Below are 21,019 nucleotides of genomic sequence, written 5' to 3'. Positions count from 1 at the left end.
TGTAGGAATTTTCCGAAGCCCGCCAGGGAGGGCGGCGAAGGCGCCGCACCCTGGTTTCAGGCCGCCGAAGCGGCGAAGGCCTCGTCTTCCGGCGCCGGCAGCGCCAGGCAGCGCCCCTGGCGCAGCATCTGCTCGAAGTCCGCGGCCGGCAGCGGCTTGCTGAAGTAATAGCCCTGCATCTCGTCGCAGCCGTGGGTGCGCAGGTAGTCCAGCTGTTCGGCCGTTTCCACGCCTTCCGCGATCACCGCCAGCTTCAGGTTGTGCGCCAGCGCGATGATCGAGGTGACGATCGCCGCGTCGTTGACGTCGTGGGTGATGTCGGCCACGAAGGAGCGGTCGATCTTGAGCACGTCGATCGGGAAGCGCGACAGGTAGGACAGGCTCGAATAGCCGGTGCCGAAGTCGTCGATCGACAGGTTCACGCCCAGCGACTTCATGCGGTGCAGCAACTCCACCGCCGGCGTCACGTCGCTCATGAACAGGCTTTCGGTGAGCTCGATCTCCAGGCAGTCCGGATCGAGGCCGGTGTCGTTCAGCACCGATTCCAGGCTGGCGATCAGGTCGGCCGCGCCGAACTGGCGCGCCGACAGGTTGACGGCCACCCTCAGCTTGCCCAGGCCCGCATCCTGCCAGGCCTTGTTCTGGGCGCAGGCGGTGCGCATCACCCAGGCGCCGATCTGCACGATCAGGCCGGTTTCCTCGGCGATGCCGATGAAGCGCACCGGCGGAACCATGCCCAGCTCCGGGTGGTTCCAGCGGATCAGGGCTTCCATGCCGACGATGCGGCCGCTCTTGAGGTCGACCTGGGGCTGGTAATGCAGCACGAATTCGTTGCGCTCCAGCGCATTGCGCAGCGCGCCCTCGATGCGCACGCGCTCCAGCGACTCTTCGTTCATCGCCGGGGTGTAGAACTGGAAGTTGTTGCGCCCCATCTTCTTGGCGCTGTACATCGCGATGTCGGCGTGTTCGATCAGGCTGTCGGCCGGCGTCCCTTCGCTCGGGTAGACCGCCACGCCGATCGAGCAGGTGACGAAGAATTCCTTGGTGCCGAGCATGACCGGCTGGGCCACCGAATCCATCACGCGCTGCACGATCTCGGGGCGCAGCGGCTCCTCGGCGTGCTCGGACAGGATCACCACGAATTCGTCGCCCGACAGGCGCGCCACGGTGTCGGTGTCGCGCAGCGAGCCGCGCAGGCGCGCCGCCACCGTCATCAGGAGCACGTCGCCGGCCTTGTGGCCCATGCTGTCGTTGACGAACTTGAAGCGGTCCAGGTCGATCAGCATCACCCATACCGGGTAGCCGCTGCGGGTGGCGTAGGCGATCGCCTGGCCCAGGCGGTCCTGGAGCAGGGAGCGGTTCGGCAGGCCGGTCAGCACGTCGTGCTGGGCCACATGGTGGACGCGCTGCTCGGTGAGCTTGCGCTCGGTGATGTCGCTGCCGGTGCCGCGGTAGCCGGCCAGGGTGCCAGTCTCGTCGAACACCGGCTGGCCGTTGACGCAGAACCAGCGGGTGTCGCCGAACTCGTCGACGGTCTTGTATTCGAGGTTGGCGAAGGGCTCGTGCGCCTTGACCTGGGCGATGTGGGAGCGCCCGGCCTCGGTCTCGAGCAGGTCGGGCTGGAATTCCCAGCGCGTCTTGCCCAGCACGGTGTCGACCGGCACGCCGGTCTTTTCGGTGAAGGCGCCGGTGACCATGGTGAAGCGCAGCGCCGCGTCCTGTTCCCAGTACCAGTCGGAGGACATCGAGACCAGCTGGCGGAAGCGCTGCTCGCTCTGCTGCAGGGCTTTCTCGGCGCGCTCGCGGGCGATCATGTCCTCGACCAGGCGGCGGTTGGTGCGGCGCAGGTCGGCAGTGCGCTGGCGCACCAGCTGCTGGACCTTGCGCGCGCGCTGGCCGGACGCCTGCACGAAGGCGGTGCTGAGCAGGGTGATCAGGATGCCGCCCACCAGCAGGGCGGTGGACGCCATGTGGTCGGCCAGGAAGGGACGGGTCGCCGCGGCGACGTCGATGCGCCACGGGCGGCCGGCGATGCGCAGCACGGTGCTGTGCACGGCCGGGCCGTCGGGCATCAGCCAGTCGGCCAGGAAGTGGTCGTGCGAGACCTGGGTCGGGCCGGTGGACAGCAGGCGCTTGCTCGCGTCCGCATGCTCGCTGGCATACACCGACACGAAGATGTCGTTCGATTCGAGCAGGCCGGCGCCGGCCAGCGAGGAGCGCACCAGTTCGTTGCCGCGGATGATCACGGCGGTATCGCCGGTCATCGCGCCATCCTTGTCCAGGATCGGCAGGATCATCTCGAAGCTGGGCTGGGGCGTGGCGTCCTGGGCCAGGGCGAACAGGCCGGTGGCGGCGGCGCGGCCGGAACCGCGGGCGATGTCGAGCGCACCCATCACTTCTGCGTTCTGCGACACGTTCAGGCCGAAGGCGGCTTCGTTGCCTGCCATCGGTTCCAGGTAGTCGACCACGTGGTAGCGGCCGCGCATCGGGGCCGGCACCTGGCCTTCCGGGCGCAGCTCGGTGAAGATGGTGTTCGGGCGGACCTGCTGCAGGGCGGCTTCGGCCGCCGCGCGGTCCTCGGCCCGCACCACGCGGTGGTAGTTGAAGGCCTGGATGAAGCGGTGGCGTTCCAGCAGGGCCGAGGTGAAGTCGGCGAACTGCTGGCGCGAGACCGGCTCGCCGCGCGCGAACAGCTGATTGGTGACGGTCAGGACCTCGACCGCCTGGTCCATGCCCTGGCGCACCGCAGCCACGCGCTCGTCCGCGCGCTGCGCAAAGGCGAGCGCCATGTTGTCGCATTCGAGGTGGCTGACGCCCAGGAACAGGGCGCCGGATGCGGCCAGGCCGCCCCCGAGCGTGAGGGCCGCCGCGAGGGTGAGCGACAAGGGCAGGCGGCGACGCGGCATGTGTTGGTCCAGGGTGGCTACTTTGATCTGAGTGTAAGAGGGCTTGCCAATGGGCATTAGTGCGCGCCAGTTTGTCACAAAAACGGGTGGTTTCGCAAACGAAATGTGCCCCTCTGGACGATTCGTCCACCCCCTTGTGGCAGACCTCAGACAGCGCGGCGTGACAGCCAGGCAAGCACTGCGCGCGCCAGCAGGCGGTTGGTCCAGGCCCAGCCGAAGCCGCGCGGCCGCAGGATGCGCAGCAACCGCCGTTCGGCGGCGCCCGGGGACGCCGCAGCGGCCCCGGGCCGCACGGCGAACAGGATCTGGTTGTTGCCGGCGATGCCGCGGAACCAGGCCAGCCTGCCATCGAAGGCGGCGCGCAGGCGTTGCACCGCAGCGACATAGTCAGGATCGTATGTGAAGATGTTGGCAACCATCACCCCGTCCGGGCGCAGGCAGCGCCGGCAGTCGGCATAGAAGCGCGCGCTCGACAGGGCGGACGGCAGGCCGCTGGCGTCGAAGCCGTCCACCAGCAGCACGTCGGCCTGGCCGGGATTGGCCGCCAGCCAGCGCGTGGCGTCGCAGTGCAGCACGCGCAGGCGCGCATCGTCCGGCGGCACGTGGAATTGCTCGCGCAGGGCGATCACGTCGGCGCGCAGCTCGAGCACCGTGATCCGGGCGCGGGGAAAGCGCCGGTAGCAGAACTTGGCCAGCGAACCGCCGCCCAGGCCCACCATCACGATGTGGTGCGGGCGCGGCGCGAACAGGGCGAAGCACATCATGGCGCGGGCGTAGGCCAGCACCAGCGCGTCGGGCCGCGACAGCCGCATTTCGCTCTGGATGTCGCCGGGCATGAATTCCAGGGTGCGGCGGTCGCCCTCGGTGCGTACCAGCGGAGGCGGCTGCTCGGGCGAAGGCGGGTCGGCGGGGGCGGACATGGTGAGCAGTATAGGCGAGGGCGGGGCGGCCCGGCGCAGCTTGTTGCCAGGCATCGCTTTCTGATAAGCTGGCCGCCACGCGCCACTCGACCAGACCCTATTGAGCTTCCATGTTCCTGGACCATCCCACGATCACCGCCACCAACAGCCCGACCGAGCCGGACCGGATCGAGCGGCTGCAGCGCGTGTACGGCTATGCGATGGCCCTGGCGGATGCCGACGGAAATCCGCGTTTCGTCGAGAAGCTGACCCAGCTGCACGATCACAAGGGCACCCTGATCGTGTTCTGGCACGAGCCGCCCAGCGGCGCGGAACAGGAATATTTCGCCCGCGCCTGGGCCAGCAAGGTCGGCGACGGCACCACCCAGGTCGAACACGAGTACTGACATGATGACCTTGGACGCCTCCACCATGGTATTGGTCCTGGCCCTGGGCAACCTGGCCCTGGTCGCGCTGCTGACTTTCTTCGATTACGGCCCGGTCCGTTCCCAGGCCCTGTCGGCGTGGAGCCTGTCCAAGCAGATCCAGGGCGGCGCCTGGCTGCTGCTGGCCTTGGGCGCGAGCAATGTCGTGCCCCCGGCTATCGCGGTCCCCGGCGGCTATGCGCTGCTGTTGGCCGGCGTGGCGGTCGAGGCGGGCGCCTCCTGGGAAGCCGTCGGCCGCGAAGGCTGGCGCCGTCCGACCCTGGTGCTGGGCGGCCTGGCGATCCTGGCTTTCCTGATTTGCTACCTGATCGACGAGGACGGCCTGCGCAGCGTGGCGTTCTCGCTCCTGCTGGGCGCTTTCTATCTGTCCGGCGCGGCGGCCCTGGCCAGCCGCTGGAAGGACAGCAGCCTGCTGCAGCGCTTCCTGGCGCTGGTGACGGCGGTGCTGGCCCTGGTGGTGGCCGCGCGCGGCCTGTTCGTGATGCTGCTGCCTGCCGGCTGGGGCTGGATGAGCAGCGAGATGCTCGGCCAGCTGTTCGTCGCCGCGCTCTACCTGCTGATGCTGGGGAACTGCTTCGGCATGCTGCTGCTGGCTCGCGAACGCGCGCAGCGCGAGCTGGCGCGCCTGGAACTGGTGGACCCGCTCACCGACGTGCCGAACCGGCGCGGCTTCTTCAGCGCGCTGGCCCCGTGGATGGCGCTGGCGCGCCGTCCCGGCATGCCGACCGCCCTGGTGGTGCTCGACCTCGACCAGTTCAAGCGCGTCAACGACGGCTACGGCCACCCGGCCGGCGACGCCGTGCTGCGCCACGTGGTGGAGCTGTGCAAGCGCCAGCTGCGCGACAGCGACATGCTGGGCCGCCTGGTCGGCGTCGAGTTCGCGATCCTGCTGCCGCGCACCAATCTCGACGAAGCCACCCTGGTGGCCGAGCGCATCCGCGCCGCCATCGAGGCCACCCCGGTCAAGAGCGAGCGCGCGCTGATCAAGATGACCGCCAGCTTCGGCGTCACCACCATCCGCCCCGAAGACAGCACCGTGACCCTGTTCCAGCGCGCCGACGAGGCCCTGGTGGCCGCCAAGCAGGCGGGACGCAACCGCGTTTCCCAAGCCGTCGCGGCCGTGGCCGAGGTCTGAGCCGCCGCGTCACGCGCTCGTCACATCCCGGCCGTATCCTGAGGCACATCGCAGCAGGAACGACCATGACGCCACCCACTTTTGAATCTCCCTTGTACGCCGCCGTCGAACTCGGCTCTGACAGCTTCCGCCTGCACGTCGGGCGCGTCGAGGACGGCGCGCTGGCCCTGGTGGCCACGATGGCCGAGCCGGTGCGGCTGGCCGCCACCCTGGACGAGGACGGCTACCTGTGCGCGGCGGCGATGCGGCGCGCATTGAGCTGCCTGGGCGAGTTCCGGCGCTCCCTGGACGCCTGGCGCCCGGAGGCGGTGCGGGTGGTGGCGACCTCGGTCCTGCGCCTGGCGCGCAACGCGCCGGTGTTCCTGCCGGCCGCCGAGCAGGCCCTGGGACGGCGGATCGAGCTGATCGACGGCAGCGAAGCGGGACGCCTGGTCTACCTGGGCGTGGCCAGCACGCTCGGCGCCGGGATTGATGAGCCGCGCCTGGTGGCCGACATCGGCAGCGGGTCGACCGAGCTGGTGCTGGGGCGGGGAGAGCGCATCGAGCGCATCGAATCGTATGCGGTGGGGGCGGTGCGCCAGAGTTTGACTTTCTTCGGCGACGGCAGAATCGACGAGGTGGGCTTCGAGGCGGCGGTGTGCTCGGGACGCAGCCGCTTCGCCCAGTCGGTGCTGGGGCGGAAGGCCGGGCGGGTTGCCTACGGCGCCTGCGGCACCGTGCGGGCGCTGGCCGAGATCGCCCAGGGCGATGGGCTGAATCGCGACAGCCTGATGCGCTTGCGCCGCCTGGTGGTGGAGGCGGGGCACCTGGCGCGGGTGCGCCTGGCCTGGGAGCCGGCGGCGCGCGCGCCGCACCTGCCGGGCGGCCTGGCGCTCTTGATCGCGATGATGGAGGAACTGGGGATCGATGAAGTGAAACCGGTGCACGCAGGGTTGCGTGTCGGTGCGCTGTGGGACTTGCATGCGCGAGCGGCTGTTGCCGCTTAAGACCGCTGCCGTCACCTTTTTCAGCTATCCGTAAAACCGTCGTCCCGGCGAAGGCCGGGGCGACGGTCTTAAAGCCAGGGGCAGGTGCCTCTTATGCGGTCGGCGCGGCGGCCAGACGATCGACTTCCGCCAGCGCCAGGCGCGCCATTTCGCGGATACCCTCGTAGGACTTGGCCGAAGCAATGAAGCGCCCGTTGTGGCAGAACCCCGCATCCGGCACCCCGGTCACCGCCGCCAGGTCGGCATCCCGCAACCCCGCCCAAGCTTCCGGCAAATCGGCGCGCGCGTCGAAGTTCTCCGTGCTGACCGACACCGTGTGGATCATGTGGCGCTGCTCCGCCATGTTGTAGCTGATGACGAACAAGACCTTCGGCATCTCCTTGCGCACCACCGCCGACCAGGGCAGGGCGCCGTTCTTCAGGAACAGCAGGCGTCCGCCTTCCAGCACTTCCGCGCCGCGCACCTGTTCCACCGCCAGCAGGGCCCCCACCCGGTACTTGACCGCATTGACCATGATGTCGGTCAGCACCGCCACCGCGCGCCGGAACTGCGCCGTGCGGTAGGCCTCGGCATCCGGTCCGTAGCCCAGGCGCTGCTCGTCCATCCAGCTCGGGTTGTAGCCCGAGATCACGGCCGACAGGCCGTAGCCGCCGGGCGCGTTCTTGGCCGCGCCCACGTCCGACAAATCCAGGTACTGGACGATGTCGGCGTCGATGGCATAGGCGAGCTGGCGCGCCGTGTCCTCGTCCAGGCTGCGGCCGGCGTGGGCCTCGGCCAGGGCGGCGACGCAGCGGGCGCCGTAGTCGCGCCACACCAGGCCGGCGCTCGCGTAGGGCACGCCGCTCTGGCGCGCGCCCTCGAAACCCTTCTGGTGGTGGTCGAAGCGGCCCGTGGCCGGGTCCCAGATGCCGCCGACGTCGACCGCGAAGTCGGCCGCCTCGATGATGGCGGGGTCGCGGGTGCGGACCAGTTCGGCCTCCGGGAAGAGGATCAACAACACCGCGACGGCCCAGGCATCGTCCGCGTGGAACTTGCCTCCGTGGGTCACAATACGCATACATACTCCAGATCGCTACAGCTTCGTTATATTGCTTCGTTATACAGCCGGCCGCACGCATGGCAGCGTTTCGCCGGAGCCCTCATGATACAGGCTCCGGCGGAGGTGTCGTATCCAGGTGAATCCGCTTCATTTTGCTGTTGTTCGGCAATTTCTGATGGCATACTTCAATACTTGTCCGTTCAACCACATTTTCCCGGCATGCGCATCCAGCAGCTCGTCGTCCCCGTCCTCGCCGCCTGGTACCTGCTGGGGCCTGCCCAGGCCCAGGCTGCCGCGCCCGGCAGCGTGACCCTGTGCTTCGAGCGCCAGGAAGTGCCGCCCTGGCGCACCCTCGACGGCGGCGGGTTGAACTTCGAACTGCTGGCGGACGTCAGCAAGCGCACCGGCGTGAACTTCGATTTCCAGAGCATGCCCTGGAAGCGCTGCCTGGAGCAGCTCAAGTCGAACCAGGTCGACGGCGCCTTCGCGGTCAGTTTCAATCCCGAGCGCATGGAGCTCGGCGCCTATCCGGGCGGCGCCAATGCCGACCCGGCTAAGCGCATGCACATCGACCGCTACGTGCTGGTGCGCCGCCGCGGCAGCCGCCTTGGCTGGGACGGCAAGCAATTCCACAACCTGGACGGCCGCATCGGCGTGCAGCTCGGCTACTCGGTGGCCGACTTCCTGCGCTCGCGGCACGTGCCGGTGGACGAGGGCAGCCAGCGTTCGGACGAACTGGCGCAGAAGCTGATCGCGGGGCGCCTGGCCGGCGCGGCGCTCGGCGGCGGCGACGCCAAGCGCCTGATGCGCGGGCCGCTCGGCGCCCGGCTCGAGATGCTGCCGGCGCCGCTGATCGAGAAGCCGTATTACCTGGTGCTGTCGCGCGCCTTCGTCGCCAACAAGCCGCAGCTGGCCGCGCGCCTGTGGGATGCGATCGAGCAGGGACGCAACAGCCCCGCCTACCGCAAGCGCGAGCAGGCCCTGAGCTCAGGTGGCGGGGGCGCGTATTAATCCCCTCAATCCCATCGGCAGGCGCCGCCGCCCGCTGCGCCTGGTCCCGCGCCGCCTGGTCGACAACTGGCGCCAGAACATCGTGTTCCGGCTCGGCGCCGGCATCGTGCTGGCGGTCGCGCTTTCGACCGGGGTCTATACCACCTACACACTGCATGCGCTGCGGGTGGAGGCCGACGCCAAGCTGCAGGAACGCATCGAGCGCCAGGCCACCGTGCTCTCGCACGCCCTGGCGCGTCCGCTGTTCGACATCAACAGCGCCGCCGTATCCTCGGTGGTCGACGCCCTTGGGGCGACCCCCGAGGTGCAGACCCTGCGCGTGCTGGCGCCGGACGGCACCCTGCTGGCGGCCCTGGCCAACCGCGACAACGGCGAGGCCGCGGTGCGGGTGCGGCGCCGCATCACCTACAACGACGGCACCCGCGCCTATCCGGTGGGGGCCATCGAGCTGGCCTTCTCGCGCCAGCAGATCGACGAAGACCTGCGCGGCCAGATCGTCCATACCGCCGCCGCCAACATCCTCCTGACGCTGGCGATCGTCGCCTGCGTCTTCGTGGTGGGCCGCCGCATGTCGGAGCCGTTTGCCGATATCCAGGAATCGCTGGAAAAGCTGGCGCGCGGCGAGACCGACATCCGCCTGTCGGGCATCGGCCGGCGCGACCAGGTCGGGCGCCTGTCCTCGGCCGTGCGTAGCTTCCGCGACACCCTGAACCGCCTGCGCCAGGCGGAACAGGTGACCAATGGCCTGCTGCGCGAGAAGAGCCGCATCGAGCAGCAGCTGCGCGAGCTGAACGAAGACCTGGAGCAGAAGATCGCCGCCCGCACCGAGGAACTGACCCAGTCCAACCTGCGCGCCGAGGCGGCCAACGTGGCCAAGTCCGAATTCCTGGCCAACATGAGCCATGAGATCCGCACCCCGATGAGCGCCATCATCGGCATGGCCTACCTGGCGCTGCGCACCGACCTCAATCCCAAGCAGCAGGACTACGTGGGCAAGATCCACCGCGCCGCGCTCTCGCTGCTGGGGATCATCAACGACATCCTCGACTTTTCCAAGATCGAGGCCGGCAAGCTGGACGTCGAGCAGGTACCGTTCTGCCTGGACGACGTGCTGTCCAACGTGGCCAGCGTCACCAGCCAGCGCGCCGCCGACAAGCAGCTCGAATACCTGTTCCACGTGCCGCACGCGGTGCCGCGCCAGCTGGTGGGCGACCCGCTGCGCCTGGGCCAGGTCCTGATCAACCTGGTCAACAACGCGGTCAAGTTCACGCCGGGCGGCGAGCTGCAGCTGTCCTGCATTCCGCTGCGCGGCGCAGCGAAGGATAAAGTGCGCCTGCGCTTCGCGGTGCGCGACACCGGCATCGGCATCAGCGAAGAACAGCAGGCCAAGCTGTTCCGCGCCTTCAGCCAGGCCAACGGCTCGACCACGCGCGAGTACGGCGGCACCGGCCTGGGCCTGTCGATCTCCCAGCAGCTGGTGGGCCTGATGGGCGGCTGCATCGCGGTCGAGAGCGCCCCCGGCGCCGGTTCGACCTTCCACTTCGACCTCGATTTCGCCCTGTCCGGCGAGCCGGAAACCGTGCTGCAGGTGCCGCCGGAACTGGCCGGCGCGCGCGTGCTGGTGGTGGACGACAGCGCGCTGGCGCGCGCGGTGTTGCGCGAATCGCTGGCGGCGCTGCCGCTGCGCGTGGAGTGCTGCTCGGACGGGCGCGGGGCCGAAGGGGCGATCGCCGCGGCCGACGCCGCCGGCATGCCTTACCGCCTGCTGCTGACCGATTGCGGCATGCAGGGCATGGACGGCATCGAGCTGGTGCGCCGCGTCAAGGCCAACGCCGGCCTGCGTCACCAGCCGCTCACCATCCTGGTCAGCGCCTTCGGGCGCGACGGCGTGCAGGCCGAGGCGGAAGCCGCGGGCGTCAACGGCGTGCTGTACAAGCCCTTCGTGCAGTCGGCTCTGGCCGACGCCCTGGCCAGCCTGTTCGCACGCGCCGCCTTCGAGGGCGGCGCCAGCGGCGTGGCGCGCGCCAGCGCCCAGGGCTCGCGCGTGCTGCTGGTCGAGGACAACCTGGTCAACCAGCAGATCGCGCGCGAACTGCTGGAATCGCAGGGCATCGATGTCGACGTCGCCTCGACCGGCCGCCAGGCCCTGGACAAGCTGTTCGAGGCCGGCCCCGGCGCCTATCGCCTGGTGCTGATGGACCTGGAAATGCCCCAGCTCGACGGCCATGCCGCCACGGTGGAACTGCGCCAGGACCCGCGCTTCAACGAGCTGCCGGTGATCGCGATGACGGCGCACGCGCTGGCCGAGATCCGCGAGCGCTGCCTGCGCGAAGGCATGCAGGACTACATCACCAAGCCGGTCGATCCCGAGAAGCTGTACGCCACCCTGGCGCGCTGGCTGGGCAAGGGCATGCCTGGCCGCCCGGGTCAGGCAGCCCCAGATCCGGCAGCGCTGCAGGGCCTGCCCAAGCTGACCGGCCTGGACACGGCTTTCGGCCTGCGCAACGTGGGCGGCAACGCCAGGCTGTACCTGGAACTGCTCGACCGCCTGCGCGGCTCGCAGCGCGACGCCGGCAGCTGCATCCGCGCCGACCTGGCTGCGGGAAGATTGAACGACGCCGCCAGCCGCGCCCACTCCCTGCGCGGCGTGTGCGGCAACATCGGCGCGCGCGAAGTGCAGGCTCTGGCCCAGGAAGTGGAAGAACAGGCCAAGCGCAGGACGCCGGATGCGGCGGCGCTGGCACGCGGCGGCGCGGCGCTGGAACAGGCCCTCGCCAGCCTGATGGCCGCGCTCGACCGCCACTTCGCCAGCGCCGGCACGCCGGCCGCCGACAGCCCGTGCGAAGCCGGCCAGGACGCGCAGGAGGCGATCGCCCAGCTGGACGGCCTGCTGGCCGAGTTCTCGGGCGAGGCGACCGATTACTTCGACAGCGTGCGCTGCGCCCTGGCCGGGGTAATGCCGGCCGCCGCCCTGGCGCGCCTGGAGACCCACCTGTCGCGCTACGAATTCGAGGAAGCCCGGGCGCTGCTCAAGCAGGCCAGTGCGACGCCCGGCGACTCCCCATCTGACATCGCGGAACACCTATGACTCTCGCACTCCGGGACAAGGCGGCGGACAAGCCGACCATCCTGATCGTCGACGACACGCCCGACAACATCATGCTGCTGTCGCGCCTGTTGAAGGACAAGTATCACACCAAGGTCGCGACCAACGGCAGCACCGCGCTGCAGATCGCGGGCAGTTCGCCGGACCTCGACCTGATCCTGCTCGACGTCATGATGCCCGGCATGGACGGCTACGAGACCTGCCGCCAGTTGAAGGCCAATCCGGCCACGGCCGACATCCCGGTGATCTTCCTGACCGCCAAGAACCAGGTCGAGGACGAGGCCATGGGCCTGTCGGTGGGCGCGGTCGACTATCTCGGCAAGCCGATCAGCCCGCCGATCCTGTTCGCCCGGGTGGCCACCCACCTGGCCCTGCGCGCGGCGCGCCGCGTGCTGGAGAACCAGAACCAGGTGCTGGAACGCATGGTCCAGCAGCGCACCGCCCAGCTGACGATGATGCAGGAAGCGATCATCATGGCCATGGCCTGGATGGCGGAAACCCGCGGCAGCGAACGCGGCAACGAACGCGGCAACGAACGCGGCAACGAGAGCGGCGGCAAGCATCTCCGCCGCGTGCAGCAGTATGTGCGCACCCTGGCCCTGCAGCTGCGCGGCCATCCGCGCTTCGCGGACAAGCTCACCGACGAGAACATCGACCTGCTGTACCAGTCGGCGCCGCTGCACGACATCGGCAAGGTCGCCATTCCCGACCGCATCCTGCTCAAGCCTGGCAAGCTCGATCCGGAAGAGTTCGAGATCATGAAGCTGCACGCGGCCTACGGGCGCGACACCATCATGCTGGTCGAGGAGCATATCGGCGGCAGCAACAGCTTCCTGATGTTCGCGCGCGAGATCGCCCATTCGCACCAGGAGAAATGGGATGGGACCGGCTATCCGGAGAAGCTGAGCGGCGAGGACATCCCCTTGTCGGCGCGCCTGATGGCGGTGGCCGACGTCTACGACGCGCTGATTTCGCGCCGGGTGTACAAGCCGGCCTTCTCGCACGAGCAGGCGCTGGAGGTCATGCGCCAGGGACGCGGCACCCACTTCGATCCGGATGTGCTCGACGCCTTCTTCGCGGTCGAAGGCGAATTCGCCCGCATCGCCGAGACCTGGCGCGACGCGGAAGACGAAGAAACCACGTTCGCTTGACGTGCGTCCCTATCGTTCAACGGGCAAATCGTTTATATTGTTTGCCCTTTTGAACGATGGAGCAGCACATGCCGAGAAAGACGCCCGCCAGCCCGGCGGCGAAAACGGCGAAGACGGCCAAGGCCACCAAGCCAGCCCCTAAGGCGGTCCCCAAGGCGGCGGCGCCCAAGGCGGCCGTGACCAGCAAGAGCAAGACCGGCGTCAAGACCGCCGTCAAGGCCGCCGCCAGGGCGGTGCTGACTCCGCCGGCGAAGAAGACCGCACGCAAGGCGGCCGCGCCGGCAGCGGCCCCGCGCGAACCCGTGCCGGAAGCGCGTCCCGTCCTGGTACGCGACAGCTTCACCATGCCCGAGCAGGAATATGCGGTGCTGGCCGAGGTCAAGCAGGCCTGCCTGCGCGCCGGCATCGACGTCAAGAAGAGCGAACTGCTGCGCATCGGCGTGGCCCTGCTGGGCCAGCTGGACGTGGCCACCCTCAAGACCGTGCTCGGCGCGCTGCCCCAGCTCAAGACCGGACGTCCGCCCGCGCAGAATTAATGGATCTGCGATGCGCTGGTCAGCTCCTTCAGTTCGCGGATCGGAATATTCGACTTTTCGTGCATGCGCAGCAGGATGGTCGCCCCCACGTTGAGTTTGCGGTGGCGGATCTTGCTGATGATCGGAGGCTGGACCTCGAGCACGCGGCACAGCTCGGCGTCGTTCTTGAGCTGCATGCGTTCGATCAGGGTGTCGAGTAGTTTATTGGGCACGAAGCTCGATGGCTCCAGGGCGCGCGCGCGATGCATCGCTGCGAGCATTTCCTGTTTTTTCTGTCGTACGCTCATGGCGGATCTCCACAATTAGGCACATGGATTCAAGACAGATCGACTGTTCTGGAAGGTAGCCCTGCCTGTTGTGGTGACTTATGCGTGGCGGGTCGTTGTGATACTACTACGATTGCGTCTTACGCAATGCACGTTATTTAACGAACAGATGCGCGAATAGATGCTAAAAGCATCATTTCTTCGCGGAACTTACGCCAATTTCAATCCGGATCGGGTTAGGAGCAGGACTTCGTCGGCCATCGCGGCGGCGGCGTGGGAGTGGGTGACCATGATGGCGCCGGCGCCGTGAGCCCGGGTTTCGCTGCGCAGCAGCTTGAGGATGCCGCCGGCCGTTTCCGGGTCGAGGTTCCCGGTCGGTTCGTCCGCCAGCAGCAGGGCGGGGCGGTGCACCAGGGCGCGCGCGATGGCGACCCGCTGCATCTCGCCGCCCGAGAGCTGGCGCGGGAAATCGTCCCCGCGGCCGCCCAGGCCCACCGCCGCGAGCATCGCGTCGGCGCGCTCGCTGGATTCCCGGTTGAGTAGCAGCGGCAGCGCCACGTTCTGGCGCAGGGTCAGGTGGGGCAGCACGTGGAAGGCCTGGAAGATGAAGCCCATGCGCGTGCGGCGCAGGCGGGTGGCGGCATTGTCGTCGAGCGCGGACATCACCATGCCGTCGACGATCACACGTCCCGCGTCGGGCGCGTCCAGGCCCGCGATCAGGTTCAGCAGGGTCGACTTGCCCACCCCCGATTCGCCCATGATCGCCACGAAGCGGCCCGCTTCGAACACGTGCGACAGGCCGGCCAGCACGCTGCGGCCGCCATAGGATTTGCTGAGATGGTCGAGTTCGAGCATGGCTTATCGCGTCATCATCGGGTCAAGCTGCGCCGCAGCAGGTAGCTGGCGGCGTCGACCAGGGCCACCAGCAGCAGCATCGCGATCACCACCGTGGCGGCGCTCTGCATCTGGAACAGGGACAAATGGTACTTCAGCATCTGGCCCAGGCCTCCGGCCCCGACCACGCCCAGCACCGCCGCCGCGCGGATATTGTTCTCCCAGCGGTACAGCGTGTACGACAGCATCTGCGGCAGCGCCTGCGGCAAGGTAGCGTAGAAGAAGGCGCTCAGGGCCGGCGCGCCGTTGCTGCGCAGGCTCGCTTCCGGCAGCGGCGGCACGTTCTCCAGCGCGTCGGCGAACAGCCGTCCCAGCACCCCGCTGGTATGCAGGGCCAGCGCCAGGGTGCCGGCCAGCGGTCCCAGGCCGGCCGCGATCAGGAGCACCACGGCCCAGACCAGCTCGGGCACCGAACGCAGCACGTTGAGCACGATGCGCAAGGGGGCGCGCACGGCCGCGCCGAGCCGCCCGGACGCGGGCAGGGCCAGCGCCAGCCCGGCCAGCGCGGCAAGCAAGGTGCCGACGGCCGACATGGCCAGGGTCTCGAACAGCGCGTCCAGGCATTTGCGCAGGAAGCTCGGGGCGAGATCGGGCGGCGCGAAGCCGGCCACGAATTCGCGCGCCGAGCCGATGGCTTCGGCCGTGAAGAAGGCGCTCCATTGCAGCGGCAGCGAGGCGAAGCTGGCCGCGACCAGCGCCATCAGTCCGGCGAGCAGTGCCAGCGTACCGTAGGAGGGGCGAGGGCGCGGCGGCAGATTCATCCCAGCCTCCGGCGCAGCAGCTTCGAGACCAGGTCGGCGCAGGCCACCAGCAGCACGAACACGATCAGCATGGTCGCCACTTCGCCGCCCGCCATCATCTTGGTCGATTCGTCCAGGCGCTGGCCCAGGCCGCCGGCGCCCACGAAGCCCATCACGGCCGAGCCGCGGATCGCGCACTCCCAGCGGTAGACGGTATAGGACACCAGCTCCGCGCTCGACTCGGGCAGGGCGCCGTAGAGCAGGGCCGGCAGGCGCCCGCTGCCGTTGGCGAGCAGGACGTCGGTGGCGTGGGCGTCGGAGGATTCGAGGATTTCGGCATACACCTTGGCCAGCATGCCGCAGTAGGACAGGGCGATGGCCAGCACGCCGGCGGTGGGGCCCAGGCCGACGATGCGCACGAACAGCAGCGCCCACACCAGCTCGGGGACGCTGCGCAGGAACACCAGCACCCAGCGCAGCCCCTGGCGCAGGGCGGCGCCGGCGGGATGCATGCGGCCGGTGCCCAGGCGCGACACCGACAGGCGTTCGGTGATCAGGATGGTCGCGGGGATGGCCGCGGCAAGCGCCAGGCTCAGGCCCGCGGTGGCGATGGCGATGGTCTGCCAGGTGTCGCGCAGCACCATGCGCAGGAATTCCGGCTCGAGCGAAGGGCGCAGGAAGTCGCCCAGGAACATGGCCGTGGCGCGCAGGCTTTGCGGATCGAACAGGATCCAGGGCTTGAATTCGCTGGCCGCCAGCATGGGCCACAGCAGGGCCAGGAAGACAAGGGAAGCGGTGACGCGGGTGCGCCAGGCCGGATCGCGGAACTGCGCGCTCATCTCAGTAGCAGGCGCCGACCGCCAGCCGGTCCGGCGTTTCGTGCGGCGGCTGCGTCTGCGGCTGCACGCTTTCGTTGGCGTACAGCTCGGCGATCATGGCGTCGCTGACCTCGGCGCTGGGCGCGTCGAACACGATGCGGCCCTCGCGCAGGCCCACCAGGCGCGGGAACTGCTCGCGCGCGAGGTCGACCTGGTGCAGGCTGCACACCAGGGTGGCGCCGCGCGCCGAGGCTTCCTCGCGCAGGATGCTCAGCGTATGGCGCGCCAGCAGCGGGTCGAGGGCGGCGATCGGCTCGTCCACCAGGAAGGCTTCGGCGCTCGAGAGCAGCAGGCGCGCCAGGCCGCAGCGCTGGCGCTCGCCGCCGGACAGGCGGTCGACGCGCGCGTACAGCTTGTCGCCGAGGCCGAAGCGCGCCAGGGCCGCGTGCGCGGCTTGCGGGTCGCTGGGGTGGACCAGCGAGGCCAGCGCGCGCCACAGGCTCCAGTGCGGCAGGCGCGCGGCCAGCACCGCCGTCACCACGCGCTGGCGCGGCGGCAGCGGCGGCGTCTGGGGCGCCAGGAACAGATGGGCGCGCAGGCGGTGGCGCTCGCCGTGGGTCAGGCGCCACGGCTCCTGGTGCAGCACTTCCAGGCGGCCCTCGGCGGGACGGTGGGCGCAGGCCAGGGTGGACAGCAGGGTGGTCTTGCCGGCGCCGGACGGGCCGATCAGGGCCAGCTGCTCGCCGCGCCGCACTTCCAGGTCGAGCGCGTGCAGGGCGGGCGCCTTGCTGCCCGCCAGGTGGCGCACTGTCACGCGCTGGAGCCGAAAGGTGGTCATGTAAGCGCCGGGATTACTTCAGCAGGCCCGCGTTGCGCGCGGCCGCTTCGATGGCGGCGTAGTTCGCGGTCTTGGTCGGCACGAATTTGGTCGCGCGCTGCAGTTCCAGGATCTCGCGGCCTTGCGGCGTCGATGCGTCCAGCGCCAGGAAGGCGTCCGTGATCTTTTTCTTGAGCGCCGGGTCCATGTCGCTGCGCACGGTCCAGTTGTAGTCGTAGTAGCCCGGCGTGGTGTAGAACACGCGCACCACCTTCGGGTCGACCTTCTTGGCTTCGACCAGCTTTTCCCACACCGAGATGTTGAGCGCGCCGGCATCGACCTTGCCGCCCGCCACCGCCGCGACGGTCGCGTCATGCGCGCCCGAGAAGGCGACGCGCTTGAGGTCTGTATCCGGATTGATCCTGGCGCCGAGCAGGAAGGAACGCGGCATCAGGTGGCCCGAGGTCGAGGATTCCGAACCGAAGCTCAGGGTCTTGCCGCGCAGGTCTTCCAGCTTGGTGATGCCGGGCTGGGTGGTGATGAAGACCGAGCGGAATTTCTCGTCTTCGGCGCGCTGCACCAGCGGCGTGACCTGGCCCTTGCTGCGCACGTTGGCTTGCACGAAGGTGAAGCCGCCGAACCAGACCATATCGATCTTGCGCTGGATCAAACCTTCGACCGAGGCCGCGTAATCGGTCACCGGGGTAAACTCGACCTTGAGGCCGGTCGCCTTGGCCAGGTAGTCGCCCAGCGGCTTGAACTTGCGCTGCAGTTCGGTGGGCGCCTCATCCGGAATGGCGGACACGCGCAGCACGCCGCTGCTGCTCTGGGCAAAGGCTGCGCCGGTGAAGAGCAGGGCCCCGGCCGAGGCAGCGAACAAGGTGTGCAGGAAACGACGACGGAGGGAAAGGGTCATGATGGTTCTTCTTTTTGAGTCAGGGAAATGGTGCGCCGAAGGGGAAGCACGCTAGAAACTGGCGGGTGCGGTGCAATGGCGGATTCCGCTATGATAGCAAAAACTGCAAGAGTTCCAGGCCATCTCGCATGGTGCGGCATGGCGGCACGAATGATAAACCTTATGCTGACATCCTGCACGACCGACAATCTGTCCAGCGCTGCGATGGCGCAGGTTGCAAATGCGCACGTAGCCGACGAATTGCATGCGGGCCTGCTGGCGCCGGAGGCCTGGATCTCGCCCAAGTTCCTCTACGATGCGCTGGGCTCCAAGCTGTTCGAAGCCATCTGCGAGCTGCCCGAGTATTACCCGACCCGTACCGAGGCCGGCATCTTCGAGCGTCATGGCGCCGAGATCGCGCGCGTCGCCGGCAGCGGCGTGACCCTGATCGACCTGGGCGCGGGCAACTGCGCGAAAGCGGCCTCGCTGTTTCCGCTGCTGCAGCCGGCCCAGTACGTGGCGGTGGACATCTCGGCCGAGTTCCTGTGCGACGCCCTGGCGCGCCTGCGCCAGCGCTTCCCGCACATCGCCATGGAAGGCCTGGGCATGGATTTCTCGAACCGCTTCGAGCTGCCGCCGCAGGTAGCGGCCGAGCGCCGCCTGTTCTTCTATCCCGGCTCGTCCATCGGCAACTTCACGCCCGAGGAAGCCCACGGCTTCCTGCAACGGCTGCGCGCCCAGTGTGGAAAGGACGGAGGGGTGCTGATCGGCATCGACCTGGCCAAGGACAAGGCCGTGCTCGACGAAGCCTACGACGACGCGCTGGGCGTGACGGCCGCCTTCAACCTGAACATCCTGCGCCACGTGAACGGGCTGGTGGAGGCCGACTTCGACATCCGCCAATGGCGCCACCACGGCTTCTACCGGCCCGAGCTCGGCCGCGTGGAAATGCACCTGGAGGCGCGCGCCGCCCAGGACGTGCACTGGCGCGGCGGCAGCCGGCGCTTCGAGCCGGGCGACTGCATCCACACCGAGAACAGCTACAAGTACCAGCAGGCCGACGCCATCGCGCTGCTGGAGCGTTCCGGCTTCGAGGCGACCCATGTCTGGACCGATCCCCAGCGCTGGTTCGCGGTCATCCACGCGCAGGCGATCTGAATGGACGCGCTGCGCACAGGAGGCATGCCGATGGGCGAACTGGCGCAAGCCTTTGCCGCGGTCCGCCAGCGCTCGCTGGGCATTGCGGCGCCGCTGTCCGCCGAGGATTGCTGCGCCCAGTCGATGCCGGACGCCAGTCCGGTCAAATGGCACCTGGCGCACACCACCTGGTTCTTCGAGACCTTCGTGCTGGAGCCGCACGAGGAAGGCTTCGCGCCTCACCACCCGGCCTTCCGGATGCTGTTCAACTCCTACTACAACGGCATCGGCGACAAGCATCCGCGTCCGCGCCGCGGCTTGCTGACGCGGCCCTCGCTGGACGAGGTGCGCGCCTACCGCGAGGACGTCGACCGGCGCGTACAGCGCCTGCTGGAAGGACAGCCGCGCGAGGCGCTGGCCAGGCTGGTGGTGCTCGGCCTGCAGCACGAGCAGCAGCACCAGGAACTGATGCTCACCGACCTCAAGCACCTGCTGGCCCAGAATCCGATGTATCCCGCCTTCACGCCCGATACGCTGGACAGCGCCGCGGCGCCGCCGCCGCTGGAATTCATCGAGTTCGACGGCGGTCTGGCCGAGATCGGCTACGGGGGCAGGGGCTTTTGCTTCGACAATGAACTGCCGCGCCACCGGGCCTACGTGGCGCCGTTCTCGCTGGCTTCACGCCTGGTCACGAACGGCGAATACCTGGAATTCGTCGAGGCGGGCGGCTACCGCGATCCGGCGCTGTGGCTGGCCGAAGGCTGGGACCGCGTCTGCGCGGGCGAGTTCAGCCAGCCCTTGTACTGGCTGCGGCAGGACGGGGCATGGCAGGAGTTCACCTTACACGGCGTACAGGCGCTCGACCTGGCGCGGCCCGTCACCCATGTGTCGCTATACGAGGCCGACGCCTACGCGCGCTGGCGCAAAGCACGCCTGCCGACCGAGTGCGAATGGGAATTCGCCGCGCGCCAGGCCTCGCTGTCCGGCGGCAGCCTGCACCCGGACGGCGCCGACGGCGAGGGCCTGCAGCAGATATTCGGCGCCTGCTGGCAGTGGACCAGCAGCAGCTACGGACCGTATCCAGGCTACGCCCCGGCGCCGGGGGCCATCGGCGAATACAACGGCAAGTTCATGGTCAACCAGTATGTCTTGCGGGGTTCCTCCTGCGCCACGCCCGACGGCCATGCGCGTCCGAGCTACCGCAACTTTTTCCCGGCTGGAGCGCGCTGGCAGTTCACCGGGATCAGGCTGGCGCGATGATCCGCGCGCGAGACTGGCGTGCGCGCCTGCTCGACCACCGCGCCAACCGCTACGTACTGTCGCATCCGCTGGCCTTCACCCTGCAGGTCATCAAGTGTTTCCGCGCCAACCAGGGCCTGCTGCTGGCCGGCGCCGTCGCCTATTACGCGCTGCTGTCCATCGTGCCTTTCCTGATGCTGGTGGTGGTGGTGCTGTCCCACTTCATCGACCAGACCGAGCTGCTCGACACCCTGCGCCGCTACCTCGAGCTGCTGGCGCCGGGCCAGTCGCGCTCGATCGTCACCGAGGTCGCGAACTTCCTCGACAACCGGCCCATCATCACCTGGGTGCTGGCGCTCACGATGCTGTTCTTCAGCTCCCTGGCGTTCACGGTGCTGGAGAATGCGATGAGCGTGATCTTCGTGCACCGTTTCGCGGTGCGGCGCCGCCATTTTCTGGTGTCGGCCGTGCTGCCGTACTGCTACATCGTGGCGCTGGGCTTCGGCATCATGATCGTCTCGCTGGTGGCGGGCGCCCTGCAGGTGATGGGCACCGAGAGCGTCTGGCTGTTCGGCTACGAATGGTCGCTGGGCGGGGTGTCGGGCGCGCTGCTCTACCTGCTCGGCCTGGCGGGCGAGATCCTGGTGCTGACCTCGATCTACCTGGTGATGCCGGTCGGCCGCCTGTCGGTCTGGCATGCGCTGATCGGGGGCGTGACGGCGGCCTTGCTGTGGGAGCTCGCACGCCACGTGCTGGTCTGGTATTTCTCGACCGTGTCGCAGGTGAACGTGGTCTACGGCTCCATGACCACGGCCATCGTGGTGATGTTCAGCCTGGAGATCGCGGCGACCCTGCTGCTGCTGGGCGCCCAGACCATCGCCGAATACGAACGGGTGGGACAGCTGGGCGGGGGCACGCCGCCGCCGTCGACCGACACCTTGACGACCGAACCGGCGCCGCCGGTCACCGGTTCCTGAGTATTGCGCTTAATCAATTTT

Annotated in this window: 19 protein-coding genes; 10 read left to right on the top strand and 9 right to left on the bottom strand. The window is 68.7% G+C overall.

The annotated features are described in order from the left end of the window. Nucleotides 1-56: 56 nt before the first annotated feature. A complete protein-coding gene (locus J8847_RS14650; protein ID WP_211525450.1) occupies nt 57-2,906 on the bottom strand; it encodes an EAL domain-containing protein in 2,850 nt (949 codons plus the stop codon). A gap of 146 nt (nt 2,907-3,052) precedes the next feature. Beyond that, nucleotides 3,053-3,826, bottom strand: a complete 774-nt coding sequence (locus tag J8847_RS14645; RefSeq protein WP_211525468.1) for a fused MFS/spermidine synthase — start codon at nt 3,824-3,826, stop codon at nt 3,053-3,055. A 110-nt stretch (nt 3,827-3,936) separates the two neighbouring features. Between J8847_RS14645 and J8847_RS14640 the strand changes: the two genes are divergently transcribed. The 3 genes from J8847_RS14640 to J8847_RS14630 all read left to right on the top strand — a co-directional run bounded on the left by J8847_RS14640 (nt 3,937) and on the right by J8847_RS14630 (nt 6,372). Further along, the gene (locus tag J8847_RS14640) at nt 3,937-4,212 is read left to right on the top strand and encodes a hypothetical protein (protein ID WP_211525449.1); all 276 of its coding nucleotides are present in this window, start codon (nt 3,937-3,939) and stop codon (nt 4,210-4,212) included. 1 nt (nt 4,213) lies between these two features. Then, nucleotides 4,214-5,386 (top strand): sensor domain-containing diguanylate cyclase, encoded by a 1,173-nt coding sequence (locus J8847_RS14635; RefSeq protein WP_211525448.1) that lies wholly within the window; start codon nt 4,214-4,216, stop codon nt 5,384-5,386. Between the two features lie 65 nt (nt 5,387-5,451). Next, a complete protein-coding gene (locus tag J8847_RS14630) occupies nt 5,452-6,372 on the top strand; it encodes a hypothetical protein (RefSeq protein ID WP_211525447.1) in 921 nt (306 codons plus the stop codon). Nucleotides 6,373-6,463: 91 nt separating this feature from the next. Here the strand turns inward: J8847_RS14630 and J8847_RS14625 are convergent, their stop codons facing one another. Then, nucleotides 6,464-7,429 (bottom strand): MYG1 family protein, encoded by a 966-nt coding sequence (locus J8847_RS14625; RefSeq protein WP_211525446.1) that lies wholly within the window; start codon nt 7,427-7,429, stop codon nt 6,464-6,466. Nucleotides 7,430-7,630: 201 nt separating this feature from the next. Between J8847_RS14625 and J8847_RS14620 the strand changes: the two genes are divergently transcribed. The 4 genes from J8847_RS14620 to J8847_RS14605 all read left to right on the top strand — a co-directional run bounded on the left by J8847_RS14620 (nt 7,631) and on the right by J8847_RS14605 (nt 13,215). Next, entirely contained in the window at nt 7,631-8,422 is a 792-nt protein-coding gene (locus J8847_RS14620) for an ABC transporter substrate-binding protein (RefSeq protein ID WP_211525445.1), read from the top strand. Beyond that, on the top strand, nt 8,403-11,510 hold the full coding sequence (locus tag J8847_RS14615; RefSeq protein ID WP_211525444.1) for a hybrid sensor histidine kinase/response regulator: 3,108 nt from the start codon (nt 8,403-8,405) through the stop codon (nt 11,508-11,510). Before J8847_RS14620 ends, J8847_RS14615 begins: the two co-directional genes overlap by 20 nt. Continuing rightward, nucleotides 11,507-12,679 carry a two-component system response regulator gene (locus J8847_RS14610; RefSeq protein ID WP_211525443.1) on the top strand — a complete coding sequence of 391 codons (1,173 nt, stop codon included), beginning with the start codon at nt 11,507-11,509 and terminating at the stop codon, nt 12,677-12,679. The genes J8847_RS14615 and J8847_RS14610 overlap by 4 nt, the downstream gene beginning before the upstream one ends. 68 nt (nt 12,680-12,747) lie before the next feature. Beyond that, entirely contained in the window at nt 12,748-13,215 is a 468-nt protein-coding gene (locus J8847_RS14605; RefSeq protein ID WP_211525442.1) for a hypothetical protein, read from the top strand. Here the strand turns inward: J8847_RS14605 and J8847_RS14600 are convergent. The 6 genes from J8847_RS14600 to J8847_RS14575 form a co-directional block, all read right to left on the bottom strand. Then, nucleotides 13,212-13,502, bottom strand: coding sequence for a hypothetical protein (locus tag J8847_RS14600; RefSeq protein WP_211525441.1), 291 nt, complete (start codon nt 13,500-13,502; stop codon nt 13,212-13,214). The two genes, J8847_RS14605 and J8847_RS14600, sit on opposite strands and share 4 nt — an antisense overlap. 189 nt (nt 13,503-13,691) lie before the next feature. Further along, nucleotides 13,692-14,336: an ABC transporter ATP-binding protein gene (locus J8847_RS14595; RefSeq protein ID WP_211525440.1), complete on the bottom strand. Its 645-nt coding sequence runs from the start codon at nt 14,334-14,336 to the stop codon at nt 13,692-13,694. 14 nt (nt 14,337-14,350) lie between these two features. Next, a complete protein-coding gene (phnE, locus tag J8847_RS14590) occupies nt 14,351-15,136 on the bottom strand; it encodes a phosphonate ABC transporter, permease protein PhnE (RefSeq protein ID WP_211525439.1) in 786 nt (261 codons plus the stop codon). Then, nucleotides 15,133-15,954 carry an ABC transporter permease gene (locus J8847_RS14585; RefSeq protein WP_211525438.1) on the bottom strand — a complete coding sequence of 274 codons (822 nt, stop codon included), beginning with the start codon at nt 15,952-15,954 and terminating at the stop codon, nt 15,133-15,135. Before J8847_RS14585 ends, phnE begins: the two co-directional genes overlap by 4 nt. A gap of 1 nt (nt 15,955) precedes the next feature. Continuing rightward, nucleotides 15,956-16,771, bottom strand: a complete 816-nt coding sequence (locus J8847_RS14580; RefSeq protein ID WP_211525437.1) for a phosphonate ABC transporter ATP-binding protein — start codon at nt 16,769-16,771, stop codon at nt 15,956-15,958. A 13-nt stretch (nt 16,772-16,784) separates the two neighbouring features. Further along, a complete protein-coding gene (locus tag J8847_RS14575; RefSeq protein ID WP_211525436.1) occupies nt 16,785-17,666 on the bottom strand; it encodes a putative selenate ABC transporter substrate-binding protein in 882 nt (293 codons plus the stop codon). A gap of 204 nt (nt 17,667-17,870) precedes the next feature. Between J8847_RS14575 and egtD the strand changes: the two genes are divergently transcribed. Genes egtD through J8847_RS14560 form a run of 3 tightly spaced genes read left to right on the top strand, consistent with a single transcriptional unit; the run spans nt 17,871 to nt 20,998 of the window. Further along, nucleotides 17,871-18,803: an L-histidine N(alpha)-methyltransferase gene (gene egtD, locus J8847_RS14570; RefSeq protein WP_229512849.1), complete on the top strand. Its 933-nt coding sequence runs from the start codon at nt 17,871-17,873 to the stop codon at nt 18,801-18,803. Continuing rightward, complete coding sequence (egtB, locus tag J8847_RS14565) at nt 18,804-20,042, top strand: ergothioneine biosynthesis protein EgtB (RefSeq protein ID WP_211525434.1); 1,239 nt, start codon at nt 18,804-18,806, stop codon at nt 20,040-20,042. Continuing rightward, entirely contained in the window at nt 20,039-20,998 is a 960-nt protein-coding gene (locus tag J8847_RS14560; RefSeq protein WP_211525433.1) for a YihY/virulence factor BrkB family protein, read from the top strand. The genes egtB and J8847_RS14560 overlap by 4 nt, the downstream gene beginning before the upstream one ends. Nucleotides 20,999-21,019: the final 21 nt, after the last annotated feature.

This window comes from Massilia sp. AB1, from assembly GCF_018119385.1.
Taxonomy (GTDB): Bacteria; Pseudomonadota; Gammaproteobacteria; order Burkholderiales; family Burkholderiaceae_D; genus Telluria.
The sequence above is the reverse complement of the archived record's forward strand: the minus strand, read 5'-3'. Positions and strand labels throughout refer to the sequence as shown.

What these genes read in the sequence shown, in the direction of transcription:
- J8847_RS14650 (WP_211525450.1), bottom strand. Translation starts at nt 2,906, where the DNA reads ATGCCGCGTCGCCGCCTGCCCTTGTCGCTCACCCTCGCGGCGGCCCTC.
- J8847_RS14645 (WP_211525468.1), bottom strand. Translation starts at nt 3,826, where the DNA reads ATGTCCGCCCCCGCCGACCCGCCTTCGCCCGAGCAGCCGCCTCCGCTG.
- J8847_RS14640 (WP_211525449.1), top strand. Translation starts at nt 3,937, where the DNA reads ATGTTCCTGGACCATCCCACGATCACCGCCACCAACAGCCCGACCGAG.
- J8847_RS14635 (WP_211525448.1), top strand. Translation starts at nt 4,214, where the DNA reads ATGATGACCTTGGACGCCTCCACCATGGTATTGGTCCTGGCCCTGGGC.
- J8847_RS14630 (WP_211525447.1), top strand. Translation starts at nt 5,452, where the DNA reads ATGACGCCACCCACTTTTGAATCTCCCTTGTACGCCGCCGTCGAACTC.
- J8847_RS14625 (WP_211525446.1), bottom strand. Translation starts at nt 7,429, where the DNA reads ATGCGTATTGTGACCCACGGAGGCAAGTTCCACGCGGACGATGCCTGG.
- J8847_RS14620 (WP_211525445.1), top strand. Translation starts at nt 7,631, where the DNA reads ATGCGCATCCAGCAGCTCGTCGTCCCCGTCCTCGCCGCCTGGTACCTG.
- J8847_RS14610 (WP_211525443.1), top strand. Translation starts at nt 11,507, where the DNA reads ATGACTCTCGCACTCCGGGACAAGGCGGCGGACAAGCCGACCATCCTG.
- J8847_RS14605 (WP_211525442.1), top strand. Translation starts at nt 12,748, where the DNA reads ATGCCGAGAAAGACGCCCGCCAGCCCGGCGGCGAAAACGGCGAAGACG.
- J8847_RS14600 (WP_211525441.1), bottom strand. Translation starts at nt 13,502, where the DNA reads ATGAGCGTACGACAGAAAAAACAGGAAATGCTCGCAGCGATGCATCGC.
- J8847_RS14595 (WP_211525440.1), bottom strand. Translation starts at nt 14,336, where the DNA reads ATGCTCGAACTCGACCATCTCAGCAAATCCTATGGCGGCCGCAGCGTG.
- phnE (WP_211525439.1), bottom strand. Translation starts at nt 15,136, where the DNA reads ATGAATCTGCCGCCGCGCCCTCGCCCCTCCTACGGTACGCTGGCACTG.
- J8847_RS14585 (WP_211525438.1), bottom strand. Translation starts at nt 15,954, where the DNA reads ATGAGCGCGCAGTTCCGCGATCCGGCCTGGCGCACCCGCGTCACCGCT.
- J8847_RS14580 (WP_211525437.1), bottom strand. Translation starts at nt 16,771, where the DNA reads ATGACCACCTTTCGGCTCCAGCGCGTGACAGTGCGCCACCTGGCGGGC.
- J8847_RS14575 (WP_211525436.1), bottom strand. Translation starts at nt 17,666, where the DNA reads ATGACCCTTTCCCTCCGTCGTCGTTTCCTGCACACCTTGTTCGCTGCC.
- egtD (WP_229512849.1), top strand. Translation starts at nt 17,871, where the DNA reads ATGGCGCAGGTTGCAAATGCGCACGTAGCCGACGAATTGCATGCGGGC.
- egtB (WP_211525434.1), top strand. Translation starts at nt 18,804, where the DNA reads ATGGACGCGCTGCGCACAGGAGGCATGCCGATGGGCGAACTGGCGCAA.
- J8847_RS14560 (WP_211525433.1), top strand. Translation starts at nt 20,039, where the DNA reads ATGATCCGCGCGCGAGACTGGCGTGCGCGCCTGCTCGACCACCGCGCC.